This is a genomic window from Salmonella sp. 2020_1459 (assembly GCF_043847915.1).
Taxonomy (GTDB): Bacteria; Pseudomonadota; Gammaproteobacteria; order Enterobacterales; family Enterobacteriaceae; genus Salmonella; species Salmonella enterica.
The window spans coordinates 88,786-104,564 of sequence record NZ_JBCMFA010000001.1; the positions used below are offsets into that span (position 1 = coordinate 88,786).

The 15,779-nt window shown below is 51.6% G+C and carries 18 protein-coding genes; 11 read left to right on the plus strand and 7 right to left on the minus strand.

The genetic code is table 11. The annotated features are described in order from the left end of the window. Positions 1-3: 3 nt before the first annotated feature. The 4 genes from tsaB to rnd all read left to right on the plus strand — a co-directional run bounded on the left by tsaB (position 4) and on the right by rnd (position 4,442). Positions 4-699 (plus strand): tRNA (adenosine(37)-N6)-threonylcarbamoyltransferase complex dimerization subunit type 1 TsaB, encoded by a 696-nt coding sequence (tsaB, locus tag ACH0VJ_RS00505; protein WP_001221017.1) that lies wholly within the window; start codon positions 4-6, stop codon positions 697-699. A gap of 71 nt (positions 700-770) precedes the next feature. After that, on the plus strand, positions 771-1,352 hold the full coding sequence (locus ACH0VJ_RS00510) for a Slp family lipoprotein (RefSeq protein WP_000290594.1): 582 nt from the start codon (positions 771-773) through the stop codon (positions 1,350-1,352). 204 nt (positions 1,353-1,556) lie between these two features. After that, positions 1,557-3,242: a long-chain-fatty-acid--CoA ligase FadD gene (gene fadD / locus ACH0VJ_RS00515; protein WP_000758418.1), complete on the plus strand. Its 1,686-nt coding sequence runs from the start codon at positions 1,557-1,559 to the stop codon at positions 3,240-3,242. A 72-nt stretch (positions 3,243-3,314) separates the two neighbouring features. After that, a complete protein-coding gene (gene rnd, locus ACH0VJ_RS00520) occupies positions 3,315-4,442 on the plus strand; it encodes a ribonuclease D (RefSeq protein WP_001109128.1) in 1,128 nt (375 codons plus the stop codon). Between the two features lie 121 nt (positions 4,443-4,563). On the opposite strand, the gene minE is transcribed toward rnd, so the two are convergent. Genes minE through minC form a run of 3 tightly spaced genes read right to left on the minus strand, consistent with a single transcriptional unit; the run spans position 4,564 to position 6,377 of the window. Further along, positions 4,564-4,830 (minus strand): cell division topological specificity factor MinE, encoded by a 267-nt coding sequence (minE, locus tag ACH0VJ_RS00525; RefSeq protein WP_001185666.1) that lies wholly within the window; start codon positions 4,828-4,830, stop codon positions 4,564-4,566. Positions 4,831-4,833: 3 nt separating this feature from the next. Then, positions 4,834-5,646 (minus strand): septum site-determining protein MinD, encoded by an 813-nt coding sequence (gene minD, locus ACH0VJ_RS00530; RefSeq protein ID WP_000101047.1) that lies wholly within the window; start codon positions 5,644-5,646, stop codon positions 4,834-4,836. Between the two features lie 23 nt (positions 5,647-5,669). Further along, the gene (minC, locus tag ACH0VJ_RS00535; RefSeq protein WP_000072527.1) at positions 5,670-6,377 is read right to left on the minus strand and encodes a septum site-determining protein MinC; all 708 of its coding nucleotides are present in this window, start codon (positions 6,375-6,377) and stop codon (positions 5,670-5,672) included. Positions 6,378-6,502: 125 nt separating this feature from the next. Here minC and ACH0VJ_RS00540 point away from each other — a divergent pair, with 125 nt between their 5' ends. The 5 genes from ACH0VJ_RS00540 (at position 6,503) to ACH0VJ_RS00560 (ending at position 8,898) form a co-directional block, all read left to right on the plus strand. Continuing rightward, positions 6,503-6,796 (plus strand): YcgL domain-containing protein, encoded by a 294-nt coding sequence (locus ACH0VJ_RS00540; protein ID WP_001537109.1) that lies wholly within the window; start codon positions 6,503-6,505, stop codon positions 6,794-6,796. A gap of 49 nt (positions 6,797-6,845) precedes the next feature. Then, positions 6,846-7,505 carry a fumarylacetoacetate hydrolase family protein gene (locus ACH0VJ_RS00545; protein WP_001537367.1) on the plus strand — a complete coding sequence of 220 codons (660 nt, stop codon included), beginning with the start codon at positions 6,846-6,848 and terminating at the stop codon, positions 7,503-7,505. Positions 7,506-7,597: 92 nt separating this feature from the next. Then, the gene (locus ACH0VJ_RS00550) at positions 7,598-8,044 is read left to right on the plus strand and encodes a YcgN family cysteine cluster protein (RefSeq protein WP_001285703.1); all 447 of its coding nucleotides are present in this window, start codon (positions 7,598-7,600) and stop codon (positions 8,042-8,044) included. Between the two features lie 351 nt (positions 8,045-8,395). After that, positions 8,396-8,533 carry a hypothetical protein gene (locus tag ACH0VJ_RS00555; RefSeq protein WP_001519337.1) on the plus strand — a complete coding sequence of 46 codons (138 nt, stop codon included), beginning with the start codon at positions 8,396-8,398 and terminating at the stop codon, positions 8,531-8,533. Positions 8,534-8,724: 191 nt separating this feature from the next. Beyond that, positions 8,725-8,898: a GnsA/GnsB family addiction module toxin gene (locus ACH0VJ_RS00560; protein WP_001083582.1), complete on the plus strand. Its 174-nt coding sequence runs from the start codon at positions 8,725-8,727 to the stop codon at positions 8,896-8,898. 71 nt (positions 8,899-8,969) lie between these two features. Here ACH0VJ_RS00560 and ACH0VJ_RS00565 read toward each other — a convergent pair whose 3' ends face one another. The 3 genes from ACH0VJ_RS00565 to nhaB form a co-directional block, all read right to left on the minus strand. Beyond that, positions 8,970-9,311 (minus strand): DUF1971 domain-containing protein, encoded by a 342-nt coding sequence (locus ACH0VJ_RS00565; protein ID WP_000018967.1) that lies wholly within the window; start codon positions 9,309-9,311, stop codon positions 8,970-8,972. Positions 9,312-9,419: 108 nt separating this feature from the next. Beyond that, entirely contained in the window at positions 9,420-9,950 is a 531-nt protein-coding gene (dsbB, locus tag ACH0VJ_RS00570; protein WP_000943475.1) for a disulfide bond formation protein DsbB, read from the minus strand. 141 nt (positions 9,951-10,091) lie between these two features. Then, complete coding sequence (gene nhaB / locus ACH0VJ_RS00575) at positions 10,092-11,636, minus strand: Na(+)/H(+) antiporter NhaB (protein ID WP_000406423.1); 1,545 nt, start codon at positions 11,634-11,636, stop codon at positions 10,092-10,094. 219 nt (positions 11,637-11,855) lie between these two features. Here nhaB and fadR point away from each other — a divergent pair, with 219 nt between their 5' ends. Beyond that, entirely contained in the window at positions 11,856-12,575 is a 720-nt protein-coding gene (gene fadR, locus ACH0VJ_RS00580; RefSeq protein ID WP_000234826.1) for a fatty acid metabolism transcriptional regulator FadR, read from the plus strand. Between the two features lie 46 nt (positions 12,576-12,621). Here fadR and ACH0VJ_RS00585 read toward each other — a convergent pair whose 3' ends face one another. Beyond that, on the minus strand, positions 12,622-14,154 hold the full coding sequence (locus ACH0VJ_RS00585) for a SpoVR family protein (protein WP_001240762.1): 1,533 nt from the start codon (positions 14,152-14,154) through the stop codon (positions 12,622-12,624). 322 nt (positions 14,155-14,476) lie between these two features. Between ACH0VJ_RS00585 and ACH0VJ_RS00590 the strand changes: the two genes are divergently transcribed. Further along, complete coding sequence (locus ACH0VJ_RS00590) at positions 14,477-15,775, plus strand: D-amino acid dehydrogenase (protein WP_001266938.1); 1,299 nt, start codon at positions 14,477-14,479, stop codon at positions 15,773-15,775. The last annotated feature ends 4 nt before the right edge of the window (positions 15,776-15,779 follow it).

Genomic DNA, 15,779 nt, shown 5'->3' on the forward strand with positions numbered 1-15,779 from the left:
CTCATGCGAATTCTGGCTATCGATACCGCCACAGAGGCCTGTTCTGTCGCCCTGTGGAACAACGGTACTATCAATGCTCACTTTGAGCTTTGTCCACGAGAACACACTCAACGTATCCTGCCCATGGTGCAGGAGATTCTGGCCGCCAGCGGCGTCTCGCTCAATGAGATAGATGCGCTGGCGTTTGGGCGCGGTCCGGGCAGCTTTACCGGCGTGCGTATCGGCATTGGTATTGCGCAAGGGCTGGCGTTAGGGGCAAATCTGCCGATGATCGGTGTTTCGACGCTTGCCACGATGGCGCAGGGCGCATGGCGTAAAACTGGCGCGACCCGCGTACTCGCCGCGATTGATGCGCGGATGGGCGAAGTGTACTGGGCGGAATACCAGCGTGATGCGCAGGGCGTCTGGCAGGGCGAAGAGACGGAAGCGGTGCTGAAACCGGAACGAGTCGGCGAGCGGTTGAAACAGCTTTCCGGCGAGTGGGCGACGGTAGGAACGGGTTGGTCCGCGTGGCCCGATCTGGCGAAGGAGTGCGGCCTGACGCTTCATGATGGGGAGGTGTCGCTCCCGGCAGCGGAAGATATGCTGCCCATCGCCAGTCAAAAGCTGGCGGCAGGAGAGACCGTTGCCGTGGAACATGCCGAGCCGGTTTATTTGCGTAACGAAGTGGCGTGGAAGAAACTTCCCGGCAAAGAATGACTCTCACTACTATTACCCCCCATACTTTATGCTGTGGGGTGGAATAGAGGTCGAGAAAAAGGAGTCGCATCATGGCGGTTCAAAAACGGTTAATAAAAGGGGCGCTGGCGTGCGCTTTTGCGCTTATGCTGAGCGGTTGCGTGACTATCCCGGATGCCATTAAAGGTTCGAGTCCGACGCCGCAGCAGGATTTGGTGCGGGTGATGAATGCGCCGCAGCTCTATATCGGGCAAGAGGCGCGTTTTGGCGGCAAAGTTGTGGCGGTACAAAATCAGCAGGGAAAAACCCGGCTTGAAATCGCGACCGTACCGCTCGACAGCGGCGCGCGTCCTGTTCTGGGCGAAGCCTCGCGCGGCAGAATTTTTGCCGATGTGAACGGTTTTCTGGACCCGGTGGACTTCCGTGGCCAGTTAGTTACCGTTGTCGGCCCGATAACCGGCACGGTTGATGGTAAAATCGGCAATACGCCGTATAAATTTATGCTGATGCAGGCTACCGGCTATAAACGCTGGCATCTTGTTCAGCAGGTCGTCATGCCTCCACAGCCGATCGATCCGTGGTTTTACGGCGGACGCGCCTGGCCTTATGGCTATGGCGGTTGGGGGTGGTATAACCCTGGACCCGCAGAGGTTCAGACGATAGTAACAGAGTAACTCTTTGTTTTATCAATAAAAGAAACAGCGGCTGGTCCGCTGTTTCTGCATTCATAGAGACATAATAAAAATAAATAGTGACGCGCTTCGCAACCTTTCAGTTGCGTAATTAATAAACTGGTACACTGAGTTAATATAATGTTAACGACTTGTTTATTAACTGGGGTTGTGATGACGACGAACACTCATTTTAGAGGTGATGCATTGAAGAAGGTTTGGCTTAACCGTTATCCTGCTGATGTTCCGGCGGAGATCAACCCTGACCGTTATCAATCCCTGGTTGAACTGTTTGAACATGCGGCGACGCGCTATGCCGATCAGCCTGCGTTCGTTAATATGGGGGAGGTAATGACCTTCCGTAAATTAGAAGAACGTAGTCGGGCATTTGCGGCTTATTTACAACAAGGGCTGGGACTCAAAAAAGGCGACCGTGTGGCGCTGATGATGCCAAACCTGTTGCAGTATCCCGTCGCGCTATTTGGTATTTTACGCGCCGGCATGATTGTGGTGAACGTTAACCCGCTTTACACGCCGCGCGAACTTGAGCATCAGCTTAACGATAGCGGCGCGGCGGCAATCATTATTGTTTCTAACTTTGCCCATACGCTGGAAAAAGTAGTCGAGAAAACGTCGGTACAGCACGTTATTCTGACGCGCATGGGCGACCAGCTTTCTACCGCCAAAGGTACGGTTGTTAACTTTGTCGTGAAATACATCAAGCGTCTGGTGCCAAAATACCACTTGCCAGATGCGATCTCGTTTCGCAGCGCGCTACAGCATGGCTACCGTATGCAGTATGTCAAACCCGAGGTTGTCGCTGAAGATCTGGCTTTCCTGCAATATACTGGCGGTACGACGGGCGTGGCGAAAGGCGCGATGTTGACCCACCGCAATATGCTGGCGAATCTGGAGCAGGTGAAAGCGACCTATGGGCCGCTGCTGCACCCGGGGAAAGAGCTGGTAGTGACCGCGCTGCCGCTGTATCACATTTTTGCCTTAACCATGAACTGTCTGCTTTTTATCGAGCTGGGTGGGCAAAACCTGCTGATTACCAATCCGCGTGATATCCCCGGCCTGGTCAAGGAGCTGGCGAAATATCCATTTACGGCGATGACTGGCGTTAATACGCTATTCAACGCCCTGCTCAATAATAAAGAGTTTCAACAGCTGGATTTTTCTTCGCTGCATCTGTCAGCCGGCGGCGGGATGCCGGTGCAAAACGTCGTTGCGGAACGTTGGGTAAAGCTGACCGGGCAATACCTGCTGGAAGGCTACGGGCTGACCGAGTGCGCCCCGCTGGTGAGCGTCAACCCGCATGATATTGATTATCACAGCGGCAGTATCGGCCTGCCTGTACCGTCAACAGAAGCCAAACTGGTGGATGACGATGATAACGAAGTCGCGCCGGGTGAGGCCGGAGAGCTTTGCGTGAAAGGCCCTCAGGTTATGCTGGGATACTGGCAGCGTCCTGACGCGACGGATGAAATCATTAAAGATGGTTGGCTGCATACGGGCGATATTGCGGTTATGGATGAAGACGGCTTTCTGCGGATTGTCGATCGTAAGAAAGATATGATTCTGGTTTCTGGTTTCAACGTTTATCCAAACGAAATTGAAGATGTGGTGATGCAGCATTCTGGCGTGCAGGAAGTCGCGGCGGTTGGCGTGCCTTCCGGTAGTAGCGGCGAAGCGGTGAAGCTTTTTGTGGTTAAGAAAGATCCGGCATTGACTGACGATGCGTTGATCACCTTCTGCCGTCGCCATCTGACCGGATATAAGGTGCCCAAACAGGTCGAGTTTCGCGAGGAATTACCAAAATCTAACGTTGGGAAAATTTTACGACGAGAACTGCGTGACGAAGCCCGTGGCAAAGTAGACAATAAAGCCTGAGCGTTAAGTCAGCTAACGAGAGACGCCGGTTAAGCCGGCGTTTTTTTTGGCGCGAACCAAAGAGAACACGATTTGAATTACCAAATGATTGAAACGGACGATGCGCTGGCGAGCCTGTGTGAGGCTGTCCGCGCATGTCCGGCTATTGCTTTAGATACGGAATTTGTCCGTACCCGCACCTATTACCCGCAGTTAGGATTGATCCAGTTATTTGACGGGGCAAATGTCGCCCTGATCGATCCGCTCGGCATCAGCGACTGGTCGCCGTTAAAAGCGGTGTTGCGCGATACGGGAATCACCAAATTTCTGCACGCGGGTAGCGAAGATCTGGAAGTATTTCTGAATGCGTTTGGCGAACTGCCGGAACCTCTGATTGATACGCAAATTCTGGCGGCGTTTTGCGGGCGTCCGCTGTCGTGGGGTTTTGCGTCGATGGTAGAAGAGTATACGGGCGTGGCGCTGGACAAAAGCGAGTCTCGTACCGACTGGTTAGCCCGGCCTTTAAGCGAACGTCAGTGTGAATACGCGGCGGCGGATGTCTGGTATCTGTTACCGATCGCCAAAAAGCTGATGATTGAAACTGAAGCCGCAGGATGGCTGCCTGCCGCGCTTGATGAATGCCGATTGATGCAGCAGCGTCGTCAGGAGATTCAGGCGCCGGAAGAAGCATGGCGGGATATCACCAATGCCTGGCAACTGCGTACTCGCCAGTTAGCCTGTCTGCAACTTTTAGCTGACTGGCGGCTACGTAAGGCGCGTGAGCGCGATATGGCGGTGAACTTTGTTGTGCGTGAAGAAAACCTGTGGGCGGTCGCGCGTTATATGCCGGGCAGTCTCGGTGAGCTGGATAGCCTGGGGCTTTCCGGCAGCGAGATTCGTTTTCACGGCAAGACGTTGATATCGCTGGTGGCGAAAGCACAGGCGCTACCGGAAGAGGCATTGCCGGAACCCCTGTTGAATCTGATGGACATGCCGGGCTATCGCAAAGCGTTTAAGGCCATCAAAGCGCTGGTGGCGGAGGTGAGCGCGTCGCATCACGTCAGCGGCGAGCTACTGGCATCGCGTCGGCAGATTAATCAGTTGCTTAACTGGCACTGGAAATTAAAACCGCAAAATGGGCAACCGGAATTGATTTCCGGCTGGCGCGCCGAACTGATGGCGGAGAAGTTAACTCTTCTGTTGCAGGAGTATCCGCGTTAACGACGGTAATTGCCGGGAAAACGGCCAGTGAAATAAATGTCCGTATTCGGAATAATGTAAAAAAATAAAAAAGGCAGATTCTTCTGCCTTTTTTAATCCAGGAATTTTCCCATAAAAGAGCTTATTTTGACTCTTCGGCTTCCGGCAGCGTTACGTTAAGTTCAAGGATGGAGATATCACCATCTTTTTGCTCAAGCTGGACGGTAACCATTTCCGGATCGATTTGTACGTATTTACAAATGACCTCAAGAATATCTTTACGTAACTGCGGTAAATAATGCGGTTCGGCATCGCTACGGCGACGTTCCGCGACAATGATTTGCAACCGCTCTTTTGCAATATTAGCGGTACTCTTTTTCCGCGAGAGAAAAAAATCCAGTAATGCCATAATTTATCCTCCGAACAGGCGTTTGAGGAAACCTTTCTTCTCTTCTTCAATGAAGCGGAAAGGACGTTCTTCTCCCAACAGACGATCTACGGTATCTGCATAGGCTTTACCCGCATCCGCAGTGGCGTCAAGAATCACCGGTTCGCCCTGGTTCGATGCGCGCAGTACGGATTGATCTTCCGGGATCACACCGACGAGTTTAATACGCAGAATCTCCAGTACATCTTCCATGCTGAGCATGTCGCCTTTATTGACGCGGCCTGGATTGTAGCGCGTCAACAGGAGATGTTCTTTAATCGGTTCTTCGCCATTTTCTGCGCGACGAGATTTCGATGCCAGAATACCCAGAATACGGTCCGAGTCACGGACAGAAGAGACTTCAGGGTTAGTCGTGATGATCGCTTCATCGGCAAAATAGAGCGCCATCAGCGCCCCGGTTTCGATACCCGCCGGCGAGTCGCAAACAATGAACTCAAAGTCCATCGCTTTCAGTGAGTCCAGTACCTTAGCGACGCCTTCACGCGTCAGCGCGTCTTTATCCCGGGTCTGCGACGCCGGAAGAATGAAGAGATTTTCAGTACGCTTATCTTTGATCAGCGCCTGATTCAGTGTCGCATCGCCCTGAATGACGTTTACAAAATCGTAAACGACACGACGTTCGCAACCCATAATCAGATCGAGGTTACGCAGTCCGATATCAAAATCAATGACGACAGTTTTCTTTCCCTTCTGGGCCAAACCTGTAGCGATGGCCGCGCTGGAGGTGGTCTTGCCAACGCCCCCTTTACCCGAAGTAACAACAATAATGCGTGCCATAAAAATTCCTTGTTAAAAAGGGATCAATTCAACGGTTGAACTGTCAAAGCGTTGTCTGCTAAACGCAGGCGCGCCGCTTTGCCATAAAATTCTGCCGGGATTTTATCACTCAGCCAGTAAACACCTGCGATAGAGACCAGTTCTGCCGTCAGATGGGTACAAAAAATTTGCGCTTCCCGATCGCCGCTCGCTCCTGCCAGCGCGCGACCTCTCATCATGCCATAGACATGGATATTGCCGTCAGCGATAAGCTCTGCGCCAGCGCTGACGTGACTTGTAACAATCAGATCACATTGTGGAGCATAAATGCGCTGACCGGAACGAACCGGAACATCAATTAATCGCGTTTTTGTGATGGGATTAGCGTTTTGCGGCGGTTCGCTGGGCGTTGCCGGCTCAACGGGCGCAGGCCGAACCGCTTTCTCTTTACCTTCAGTCAGTAAAGGAAGACCCATCCGATCGATTTCTACTTTCAGGCTGGCGTCTTTACAGCCGCTCACGCCGATAATGCGTAAGCCGGTTGAGGTCACGATCTTATGCAGTTCCGGCCAGTTTACCGGGCTTTCAAGACCGCTAACGTTAATAACGACAGGGGCGTGTTTTAAAAACGCAGGAGCCTGCGCTATTTTGTCTTCTAACGCCTGACGAATAACCTCTGGTTCCGCTTCATGCAAATGAACCACTGATAAGGTGAAGCTACTGCCTTTAAGCTCGATTGGCGTGTTTGACATCCTGGCCTTACTCAATTTGCTATTTATCATCTCCGATACGGAGTGATATTCCGAAGTCCAGAAGGCATGTTATAGTCAGTATTATATTGAGGCAAGTCACCATCCCGTTAATTCAGAGTAAAAGTATGTTTTGTGTGATCTATAGAAGTAGCAAGCGCGATCAAACCTATTTGTATGTCGAAAAAAAAGACGATTTTTCACGGGTGCCTGAAGCGTTGATGAAAGGATTCGGTCAGCCGCAGTTAGCGATGATGCTGCCGCTTGATGGACGTAAAAAATTAGTCAATGCCGAGCTCGAAAAAGTAAAACAGGCGTTAAGCGAGCAGGGCTATTATTTACAATTGCCGCCGCCGCCGGAAGATTTGCTGAAACAACATCTTTCTTCGGTGGGACAAAATACGTCGCACGCTGACCGTTAAACGGTATTCGGCGCCGCGCCTGAATTCCATCATGATCTTAGGGGAAAATATGTATCAACATCGTAACTGGCAAGGTGCCTTGCTTGATTACCCGGTAAGTAAAGTGGTCTGCGTGGGCAGTAATTACGCAAATCACATCAAGGAGATGGGCAGCGCGACGCCGGAAGAACCCGTGCTTTTTATCAAGCCGGAAACCGCATTGTGTGATATTCGCCAGCCGCTGGCGATTCCGGCGGATATGGGCGCTGTTCATCATGAAGTTGAGCTTGCCGTGCTGATTGGCGCAACGCTCCGCCAGGCGACCGAAGATCATGTATGTAAAGCGATAGCCGGTTATGGCGTGGCGCTTGATTTAACCCTGCGCGATATTCAAGGGAAAATGAAAAAGGCCGGACAGCCCTGGGAAAAAGCCAAAGGTTTTGATAACGCATGTCCGATTTCAGGCTTCATCCCTGTTGCGGCCTTCTGCGGCGATCCGCAAAATACGGTTATCGGACTTAACGTTAATGGCGAGGTTCGCCAGCAAGGGTCGACCGCGGATATGATTCATCCTATTGTGCCCCTTATCGCCTATATGAGCCGCTATTTTACGCTCAAAGCCGGGGACGTGGTGCTAACCGGCACGCCGGCAGGCGTGGGGCCATTATTAAGCGGCGATGAGCTGGACATTCGTTTTAATGGCGAAACGTTGTCTACCCGCGTTCTGTAAAATCTGCTTGCCGCCTTCAGCGGTGGTAAAACTTGCATCTGCAGGCCAGACTGGTTATAAGGTGCAGCTTTAGTGCAATGGCGGATACTTTAATGAGCGATACACCTTTCTGGCAACGTAAAACCCTGGATGAAATGACCGATGCCGAGTGGGAGTCGCTGTGCGATGGCTGCGGTCAATGCTGCTTGCATAAGCTGATGGATGAAGATACAGATGAAATCTACTTCACCAACGTGGCGTGCAGGCAATTAAATATCAAAACGTGCCAGTGCCGTCATTATGAACGCCGTTTTGAATTTGAACCCGACTGTATCAAACTCACTCGCGAAAACTTGCCAGACTTTGAATGGTTGCCGATGACCTGCGCCTACCGTTTGTTAGCGGAAGGTAAGCCCTTGCCGACGTGGCATCCGCTGCTGACTGGATCGAAAGCCGCTATGCATGGCGAGCGAATTTCTGTCCGTCATATCGCGGTTAAAGAATCTGAAGTACGGGACTGGCAGGATCATATTTTAAATAAACCGTCGTGGGCAGAATAAGTCTTCGGCAAAACGGCTGATTGTTTACAATTCTTTAATTTACGCCGGGCGACCCCTGAAATCAGGAATTGCGTGCAAATTCCGTCACCTGGCGTTATCACTGCCTTCTACTCCTCCCTGACGCGCCTTGTCGCTGCGCTCGCGCACGTATGGTGGCGACTCTATACTTTCAAAGCAGTATATCGCTGCCTATCCTGAGGAGTTACCCCATGAATAACCAACCGTTGCGCGTTTCAAAGGATCAGCCCAGGAAGCCTGATAAGACACCCGAAGACGAAGGAAAAAATCCAAAGAAAAACCAAAAGTAGTGCTGTAGGGTATCTTTAATAACTATGGTTCGTTGGAGGCTTTATGTCTGAACGTCCTGATTTAGTCGATCCATTACCAGAGGATGAGCCGCTTCCTGGTGAAAATATTCCGGATACGCCAGAGGGAGACGATCCTCTCGACCCGGATACCCAGAATGAGGTTGAAGATCCTCGTAGATAGCGTCTTGTGCTATTAACCAACCGCCTGATGCACCGTCTGTGCCAGGCGGTTTTTTACATCTTTCAAAGTGAAACATCCTGATAATCCTCAGAAAGATAGCCTATAATTTTTTGTACGTTAAAATAGTAGCGCGTCCATGACGACACTGTCTTATTGCGCTTAGCCGTTTGCGAGTTCAAAGGAGGAAATCAATGAACAGCGAAGAGTTGACACATAAAGCAGAAGAGGAAATCGCGGCACTCATTAGCAAAAAGGTCGCCGAACTACGGAAGAAAACCGGGCAAGAGGTTTCCGAAATAGAGTTCGCGCCGCGAGAAACGATGAAAGGGCTTGAGGGATACCACGTTAAAATTAAACTACTCTAGCGTTTAATTAGCGCCATTAATCACCTGGCTACTGGGCGGGACGCCGCCCAGTGGTGACTGGTTTACCGATGTCAGGCTTTTTTCTGTTGATACATTTCCTCGCCCTGATGGTCTTCCTCTACCCAAAAATGAATGTTGAACCGCGCATCATCGCTCAGCTCTACCCGATGCCAGTATTGCGGCGGACTGGTGGCGAATTGCCCGGCATTAATCACCACTTTCACTTCGGGTTCTGTCGCGGTTTCATTCGCAAAGCCATAGTAGGTCACGGTGCCTTCCATCACGCAGAGTTGTCCGAAAACGCCTGCCGCTGTGTTGTGATGAGAGAGCAGTGCCGCCGGAACATTCTCTTTGGTGAAAAAGGGGGTAGAGCGTTTAACTTTCCAGTTTGCCGGGATGCGTAAGTGGGACATAAGACATCTCCCTGATGTGGTGATTAAAAGATGTATTTAATATACACCTTTTAATCACAGGCAAACAACGCTTCGGGCAAAAAAAACGCTCCCGAAGGAGCGTGTGTATCAACGACCGAACAGGTCGCGTTTTTTAGGCTTAAATGCCTGGGCTATGACGACGGCTATCGCCACCACAAGGTAAGCGGCAAAGATCCCCAACAGCCATTGCGGCATCTCCAGCGTTAAAAACGACCACTGGCGTTCGGCGCAATCACCGGATGCCACAAACACCTGTGGCAGCCATTTACCCAACGGCAACCAGTCTGGAAAGCGCGCCATAAAGTCACAGGTCATGAACGGCGAGGGATGCAACTGAATCATCGTATGTTCATACGCCAGTTGTAGACCCCGCCAGGCGCTGTAAATCCAGATAACCATTGCCACGTATCGCAGCGGCGTTTTCGGCGCTATTGCGCCGACCAGACCCGCGCCCATCACGCCAAACAGGGCGCAACGTTCATAAATACATAGCACGCAAGGTTTAAGTAACATGACGTGCTGGAACCACAGCGCCACCATTTCCAGCGCCAGGGCGGTAAACGCCATCAGTAACCATGCGCCCCGACCCCGTGAGCACTGGTTTAAAAATCGCAACATAATAATTTCCCTGCAACATGCGTAGAGACCGCAGTGTAAACCAATTCAATTCGTGCGCCACTAGCGGGAAATGAAATAATGTGTAATTGGATAATTATCAGGCAAAAATCGGAGCCGGGCGGTGTATTGCCCGGCCAAACGTTACGAAAGCGTTGCTAACCATCCTGCCTGAGTCATCCATTCGGTGGCCGGCGCAAGAGTGAATTCGACGCACAGTAGCCCTATCAGGGTCAGTACGATAGTGTACGGTAACGCCATCCAGACCATACGGCCATAGGAGAGACGGATTAACGGCGCCAGCGCGGAGGTCAGCAGGAATAAGAATGCCGCCTGACCATTTGGCGTCGCTACCGATGGCAGGTTAGTACCGGTATTGATGGCCACGGCTAAAAGCTCAAACTGTTTTAAGCTGATAGCGCCGTTTTCCATTGCCGCCTTCGCTTCGTTGATATAAATGGTGCCGACAAAGACGTTATCCGAGATGGAAGACAACAGGCCGTTAAAGAGATAGAACAGCGTTAGCTGCGCGTGTTCAGAGGCTTGCAAGACGAACTGAATAATCGGCGCGAAAAGATGTTGATCGATAATAACCGCCACAATGGAGAAGAAAACGGTTAACAGCGCAGTAAACGGCAGCGACTCGGTAAACGCTTTGCCGATGGCGTGTTCATCGGTGACACCCGTTAACGCGGTGGCCAGAATAATGACCGACAGACCAATCAGTCCCACCTCCGCGAGATGGAGGGCGAGGGCGGTAACCAGCCAGACGCCAATAATCGCCTGGACTATTAGTTTAATTTTATCCTGGCGGGTGCGCTTCTTACGGCTTTGATCGTCGAATTGCTGTAAAACGTCGCGGACTTTTTCGGGCAACGTTTCGCCATAGCCAAACCAGCGCATTTTCTCGACCAGCATACAGGTTAACAGTCCACATACCAGTACCGGGACGGTGACAGGCGACATCCGCAAAAAGAAGTCGCCGAAATGCCAGCCAGCCGCTTTAGCGATGATCAGGTTTTGCGGCTCCCCGACCATGGTCATGACGCCGCCCAGCGCCGTCCCCACGCCCGCATGCATCATCAGGCTACGTAAGAATCCGCGGAATTGCTCCAGTACCGTTTTGTAATGCGGATCGATATGGCTGTCGTCCAGCATATCGTTCTCTTCGCCGCGCGATGAGGCCACACGATGGTAAATCCCGTAAAAACCGGCGGCGACGCTGATCACCACCGCAACGACGGTAAGCGCGTCAAGGAAAGCCGACAAGAATGCGGCGGCGACGCAAAAGGCCAGCGACAGAACCATCTTCGAGCGGATACTGAGTAACAGACGGGTAAAAATAAACAGCAATAACTGCTTCATAAAGTAGATGCCTGCCACCATAAACATCAGCAGCAGCAAGACTTCCAGGTTGGCGGCAACCTCTTCACGTACATGGGCGGCGCTGGTCATGCCGATGATGACGGCTTCAATGGCCAGTAACCCGCCGGGCAGCAGGGGGTAACACTTTAACGCCATCGCCAGGGTGAAGATAAACTCTGCCACCAGCAGCCAACCGGCAATAAAGGGATTAGCTAAGAAAATGAATGGGTTAATAATTAAAAAGACAAGTAGTGCCAGTTTGTACCAGTCGGGCGACTGGCCTAAAAAGTTGCGCCACATGGCGCGACCCCATGAGATCTCCATGAAATTTTTCCTTACCTAGAAAAATGAAATAGCGTTTTTATGTTTAAACACAGAGAGTAGCGAGCGCGACGAATGCAAGCAAGTCCTTAACGATATTGGCAGGCGATATCAGAAATGGTGCCTTGATCCCCTTTTTCTTCATTGCGTCCGCTATCAGGTGTTACGCCCGTCTGGTATGATGAGTGCAACTATGTTTTGCTGTGTAATGGAAATCTCACTATGGTCATTAAGGCGCAGAGCCCGGCGGGTTTCGCGGAAGAGTATATTATTGAAAGTATCTGGAATAACCGCTTTCCTCCTGGCACGATCTTACCGGCAGAACGAGAACTCTCCGAACTGATCGGCGTGACGCGCACGACATTACGCGAGGTGTTACAGCGGCTGGCGCGAGATGGCTGGCTGACCATTCAGCATGGCAAACCGACAAAGGTTAATAATTTTTGGGAAACGTCAGGGCTGAATATCCTTGAAACGCTGGCCCGCCTTGATCATGAAAGCGTTCCGCAACTGATCGACAATTTGTTGTCGGTGCGTACCAATATTTCTACTATCTTTATTCGTACCGCGTTGCGTCAACACCCGGATAAGGCGCAGGAAGTGCTGGCCACTGCCCACGAAGTGGCCGACCATGCCGATGCATTCGCCGATCTGGACTATAACATCTTTCGTGGTCTGGCATTCGCCTCCGGCAATCCTATTTACGGCTTGATCCTGAACGGCATGAAAGGGTTATACACCCGCATTGGTCGCCACTATTTCGCCAATCCGGAAGCGCGCAGTCTGGCACTGGGTTTCTATCATAAATTATCGTCGTTATGCGAGCAGGGCGCGCACGACCAGGTGTATGAAACGGTGCGACGTTACGGGCATGACAGCGGCGAGATTTGGCATCGGATGCAGAAAAATCTGCCCGGCGATTTAGCGATTCAGGGACGATAATCCCGCGATGCCCGGTAAGCGCAAACACTACCGGGCAGCATCTCGATTACAGCATGTTCATGCGCGGCGGACAACGCTCCAGCAGTTCTACGCTGCCATCCTCATTTTGTTGCTCCAGCATCACATCAAAGCCCCATAACCGATGCACATGTTTCAGCACCTCTTTGCGGCCTTTATCCAGCGGTGCGCGGTTATGCGGGATATAACGCAACGTCAGCGATCTGTCGCCGCGTAAATCCACATTCCAGACCTGAATATTCGGCTCCAGATTGCTCAGGTTATACTGTGACGACAGTTTTGATCGAATCTCCCGATAACCTTCTTCGTTATGAATGGCGGAGATCTCCAGATAATTATGCCTGTCATCATCAAGTACCGTGAAGAAACGGAAATCACGCATCACTTTTGGCGACAGGAACTGGCTGATAAAGCTTTCATCTTTAAAATCGCGCATGGCGAAGTGCAGCGTTTCCAGCCAGTCGGAACCGGCAATATCCGGAAACCAGTATTTATCTTCATCCGTGGGGGACTGACAAATACGTTTGATATCCTGGAACATGGCAAAGCCGAGCGCATAGGGGTTAATTCCGCTATACCAGGGGCTATTATAGGGCGGCTGAAATACGACATTGGTATGGCTGTGTAAAAACTCCAGCATAAAGCGTTCCGTCACTTTGCCTTCATCATACAGATGGTTCAGGATGGTGTAGTGCCAGAAGGTCGCCCAGCCCTCGTTCATGACCTGCGTCTGTTTCTGCGGATAAAAATACTGGCTGACTTTACGCACGATGCGCAGAATTTCGCGCTGCCACGGCTCGAGCAACGGGGCGTTTTTCTCCATAAAATAGAGCAGGTTTTCCTGCGGTTCAGCGGGAAAGCGGCGTGCTTCGGCGACCGTTTTTTCTTCCTCGCGTTTTGGCAGCGTGCGCCACAGCATATTCACCTGGCTTTGTAGATACTCTTCCCGGCTTTTTTGTCGCGCTTTCTCTTCCTGCAACGAGATTTTCTGCGGGCGCTTATAGCGATCGACGCCGTAATTCATCAGCGCGTGGCAGGAGTCGAGCAGTTTTTCTACTTCATCCACTCCGTAGCGTTCTTCACAGCGGGTAATGTAATTTCGGGCGAAAATCAGGTAGTCGACGATAGAGCTGGCATCCGTCCAGCTCCGGAAGAGATAATTATTTTTAAAAAAGGAGTTGTGGCCGTAACAGGCGTGCGCCATGACCAGCGCTTGCATGGTGATGGTGTTCTCTTCCATCAGGTAGGCAATGCAGGGATTAGAGTTGATCACAATTTCATAAGCCAGTCCTTGTTGACCATGCTTATACAGACGTTCCGTCTCAATGAACTTTTTGCCAAACGACCAGTGCGGATAGTTGATCGGCATCCCGACGCTGGAGTAGGCGTCCATCATCTGTTCGGAAGTGATGACTTCAATTTGGTGCGGGTAAGTATCCAGTTGGTAGAGCTTCGCCACGCGGTCTATCTCTGCCAGATAGACATCCAGCAGATCAAATGTCCAGTCGGGTCCATCGCTCAAACGTGTGGTGTCCTTGTTCATGGAATCAATCATTGCCATTCGCGCACCCTCATTGTTGGCGACGCTCTCTGTATGGAGCGCCTCCTTTCAAGCATAGAACACCATGTTAAAAAACGACTTGATCGTGAAAACTTTTCTTTGCGGTTTCCTCCACATTGAACGGCAAAAAATCGGGTATTGGCATCATTTTATGCTGTATAGCCATGCCGCGTAGCAGGAGATCCCAAACCAGTGGGATCGCTTGTCTTTAGGGTATATGTGAAGCACGTCACCATAAAAAAGTCATATGTTGAATAATATTTTCATCTGGGTTATCAAGATGTAATCAGAAGATTGTTCTTTTACTATTAACGGAGTGGCTATGCGAGTTGTCATCCTGGGGAGTGGCGTAGTTGGCGTGACCAGCGCCTGGTACTTAAGTCAGGCGGGGCATGATGTCACCGTCATCGATCGCGAATCCGGCCCGGCGCAAGAAACCAGCGCGGCGAATGCCGGACAAATTTCACCGGGATATGCGGCGCCCTGGGCGGCCCCTGGCGTACCGCTGAAGGCGATAAAATGGATGTTCCAGCGCCATGCGCCGCTGGCGGTGCGTCTGGATGGCACTCCGTTTCAACTGAAGTGGATGTGGCAAATGCTGCGTAACTGCGATACCCGGCATTATATGGAAAATAAAGGCCGCATGGTGCGCCTGGCGGAATATAGTCGCGACTGTCTGAAAACGCTACGCGCCGCGACCGGTATCGAATATGAAGGCCGCCAGGGGGGAACGCTACAACTCTTCCGCACCGCGCAACAGTATGAGAACGCCACCCGTGATATCGCCGTGCTGGAAGATGCCGGGGTGCCGTATCAGCTCCTGGAATCCAGCCGACTGGCGGAAGTTGAACCCGCTCTGGCTGAGGTTGCGCATAAATTAACCGGCGGACTGCGCTTACCGAATGATGAAACCGGGGACTGTCAGCTCTTTACCCAGCGTCTGGCGCGCATGGCGGAGCAGGCGGGCGTAACCTTTCGCTTTAATACTCCCGTGGAAAAATTACTGTACGAAAATGATCAGATTTACGGCGTGAAATGCGCCGATGAGATCATTAAAGCCGATGCGTATGTTATGGCGTTTGGATCGTATTCGACGGCGATGCTTAAAGGCATTGTTGATATCCCGGTGTATCCGCTGAAAGGCTATTCATTAACCATCCCAATCGTCGAGCCAGACGGCGCGCCGGTATCGACGATTCTTGATGAAACCTACAAAATCGCTATTACGCGTTTTGATAAGCGTATTCGCGTGGGGGGAATGGCGGAAATCGTGGGCTTTAATACCGACTTACTGCAACCGCGCCGCGAGACGCTGGAGATGGTTGTGCGCGATCTCTTTCCGCGCGGCGGTCATATTGAGCAGGCCACATTCTGGACCGGCCTGCGCCCCATGACGCCGGACGGCACGCCGGTAGTAGGACGCACCCGTTATAAAAATCTGTGGCTTAATACTGGACACGGCACGTTAGGCTGGACGATGGCCTGCGGTTCAGGCCAGTTGTTAAGCGATATCTTGTCGGGTCGCACGCCAGCGATACCCTACGACGATCTGAGCGTGGCGCGATACCGTTCCGATTTTACGCCCACCCGCCCGCAACGTTTGCATAGCGCGCATAACTGATAAA

Excerpts from the sequence above, each read along its gene's own strand:
- tsaB (WP_001221017.1), top strand. The coding sequence starts at position 4 with ATGCGAATTCTGGCTATCGATACCGCCACAGAGGCCTGTTCTGTCGCC.
- ACH0VJ_RS00510 (WP_000290594.1), top strand. The coding sequence starts at position 771 with ATGGCGGTTCAAAAACGGTTAATAAAAGGGGCGCTGGCGTGCGCTTTT.
- minE (WP_001185666.1), bottom strand. The coding sequence starts at position 4,830 with ATGGCATTACTGGATTTTTTTCTCTCGCGGAAAAAGAGTACCGCTAAT.
- minD (WP_000101047.1), bottom strand. The coding sequence starts at position 5,646 with ATGGCACGCATTATTGTTGTTACTTCGGGTAAAGGGGGCGTTGGCAAG.
- minC (WP_000072527.1), bottom strand. The coding sequence starts at position 6,377 with ATGTCAAACACGCCAATCGAGCTTAAAGGCAGTAGCTTCACCTTATCA.
- ACH0VJ_RS00540 (WP_001537109.1), top strand. The coding sequence starts at position 6,503 with ATGTTTTGTGTGATCTATAGAAGTAGCAAGCGCGATCAAACCTATTTG.
- ACH0VJ_RS00545 (WP_001537367.1), top strand. The coding sequence starts at position 6,846 with ATGTATCAACATCGTAACTGGCAAGGTGCCTTGCTTGATTACCCGGTA.
- ACH0VJ_RS00550 (WP_001285703.1), top strand. The coding sequence starts at position 7,598 with ATGAGCGATACACCTTTCTGGCAACGTAAAACCCTGGATGAAATGACC.
- ACH0VJ_RS00555 (WP_001519337.1), top strand. The coding sequence starts at position 8,396 with ATGTCTGAACGTCCTGATTTAGTCGATCCATTACCAGAGGATGAGCCG.
- ACH0VJ_RS00560 (WP_001083582.1), top strand. The coding sequence starts at position 8,725 with ATGAACAGCGAAGAGTTGACACATAAAGCAGAAGAGGAAATCGCGGCA.
- ACH0VJ_RS00565 (WP_000018967.1), bottom strand. The coding sequence starts at position 9,311 with ATGTCCCACTTACGCATCCCGGCAAACTGGAAAGTTAAACGCTCTACC.
- dsbB (WP_000943475.1), bottom strand. The coding sequence starts at position 9,950 with ATGTTGCGATTTTTAAACCAGTGCTCACGGGGTCGGGGCGCATGGTTA.
- nhaB (WP_000406423.1), bottom strand. The coding sequence starts at position 11,636 with ATGGAGATCTCATGGGGTCGCGCCATGTGGCGCAACTTTTTAGGCCAG.
- fadR (WP_000234826.1), top strand. The coding sequence starts at position 11,856 with ATGGTCATTAAGGCGCAGAGCCCGGCGGGTTTCGCGGAAGAGTATATT.
- ACH0VJ_RS00585 (WP_001240762.1), bottom strand. The coding sequence starts at position 14,154 with ATGGCAATGATTGATTCCATGAACAAGGACACCACACGTTTGAGCGAT.
- ACH0VJ_RS00590 (WP_001266938.1), top strand. The coding sequence starts at position 14,477 with ATGCGAGTTGTCATCCTGGGGAGTGGCGTAGTTGGCGTGACCAGCGCC.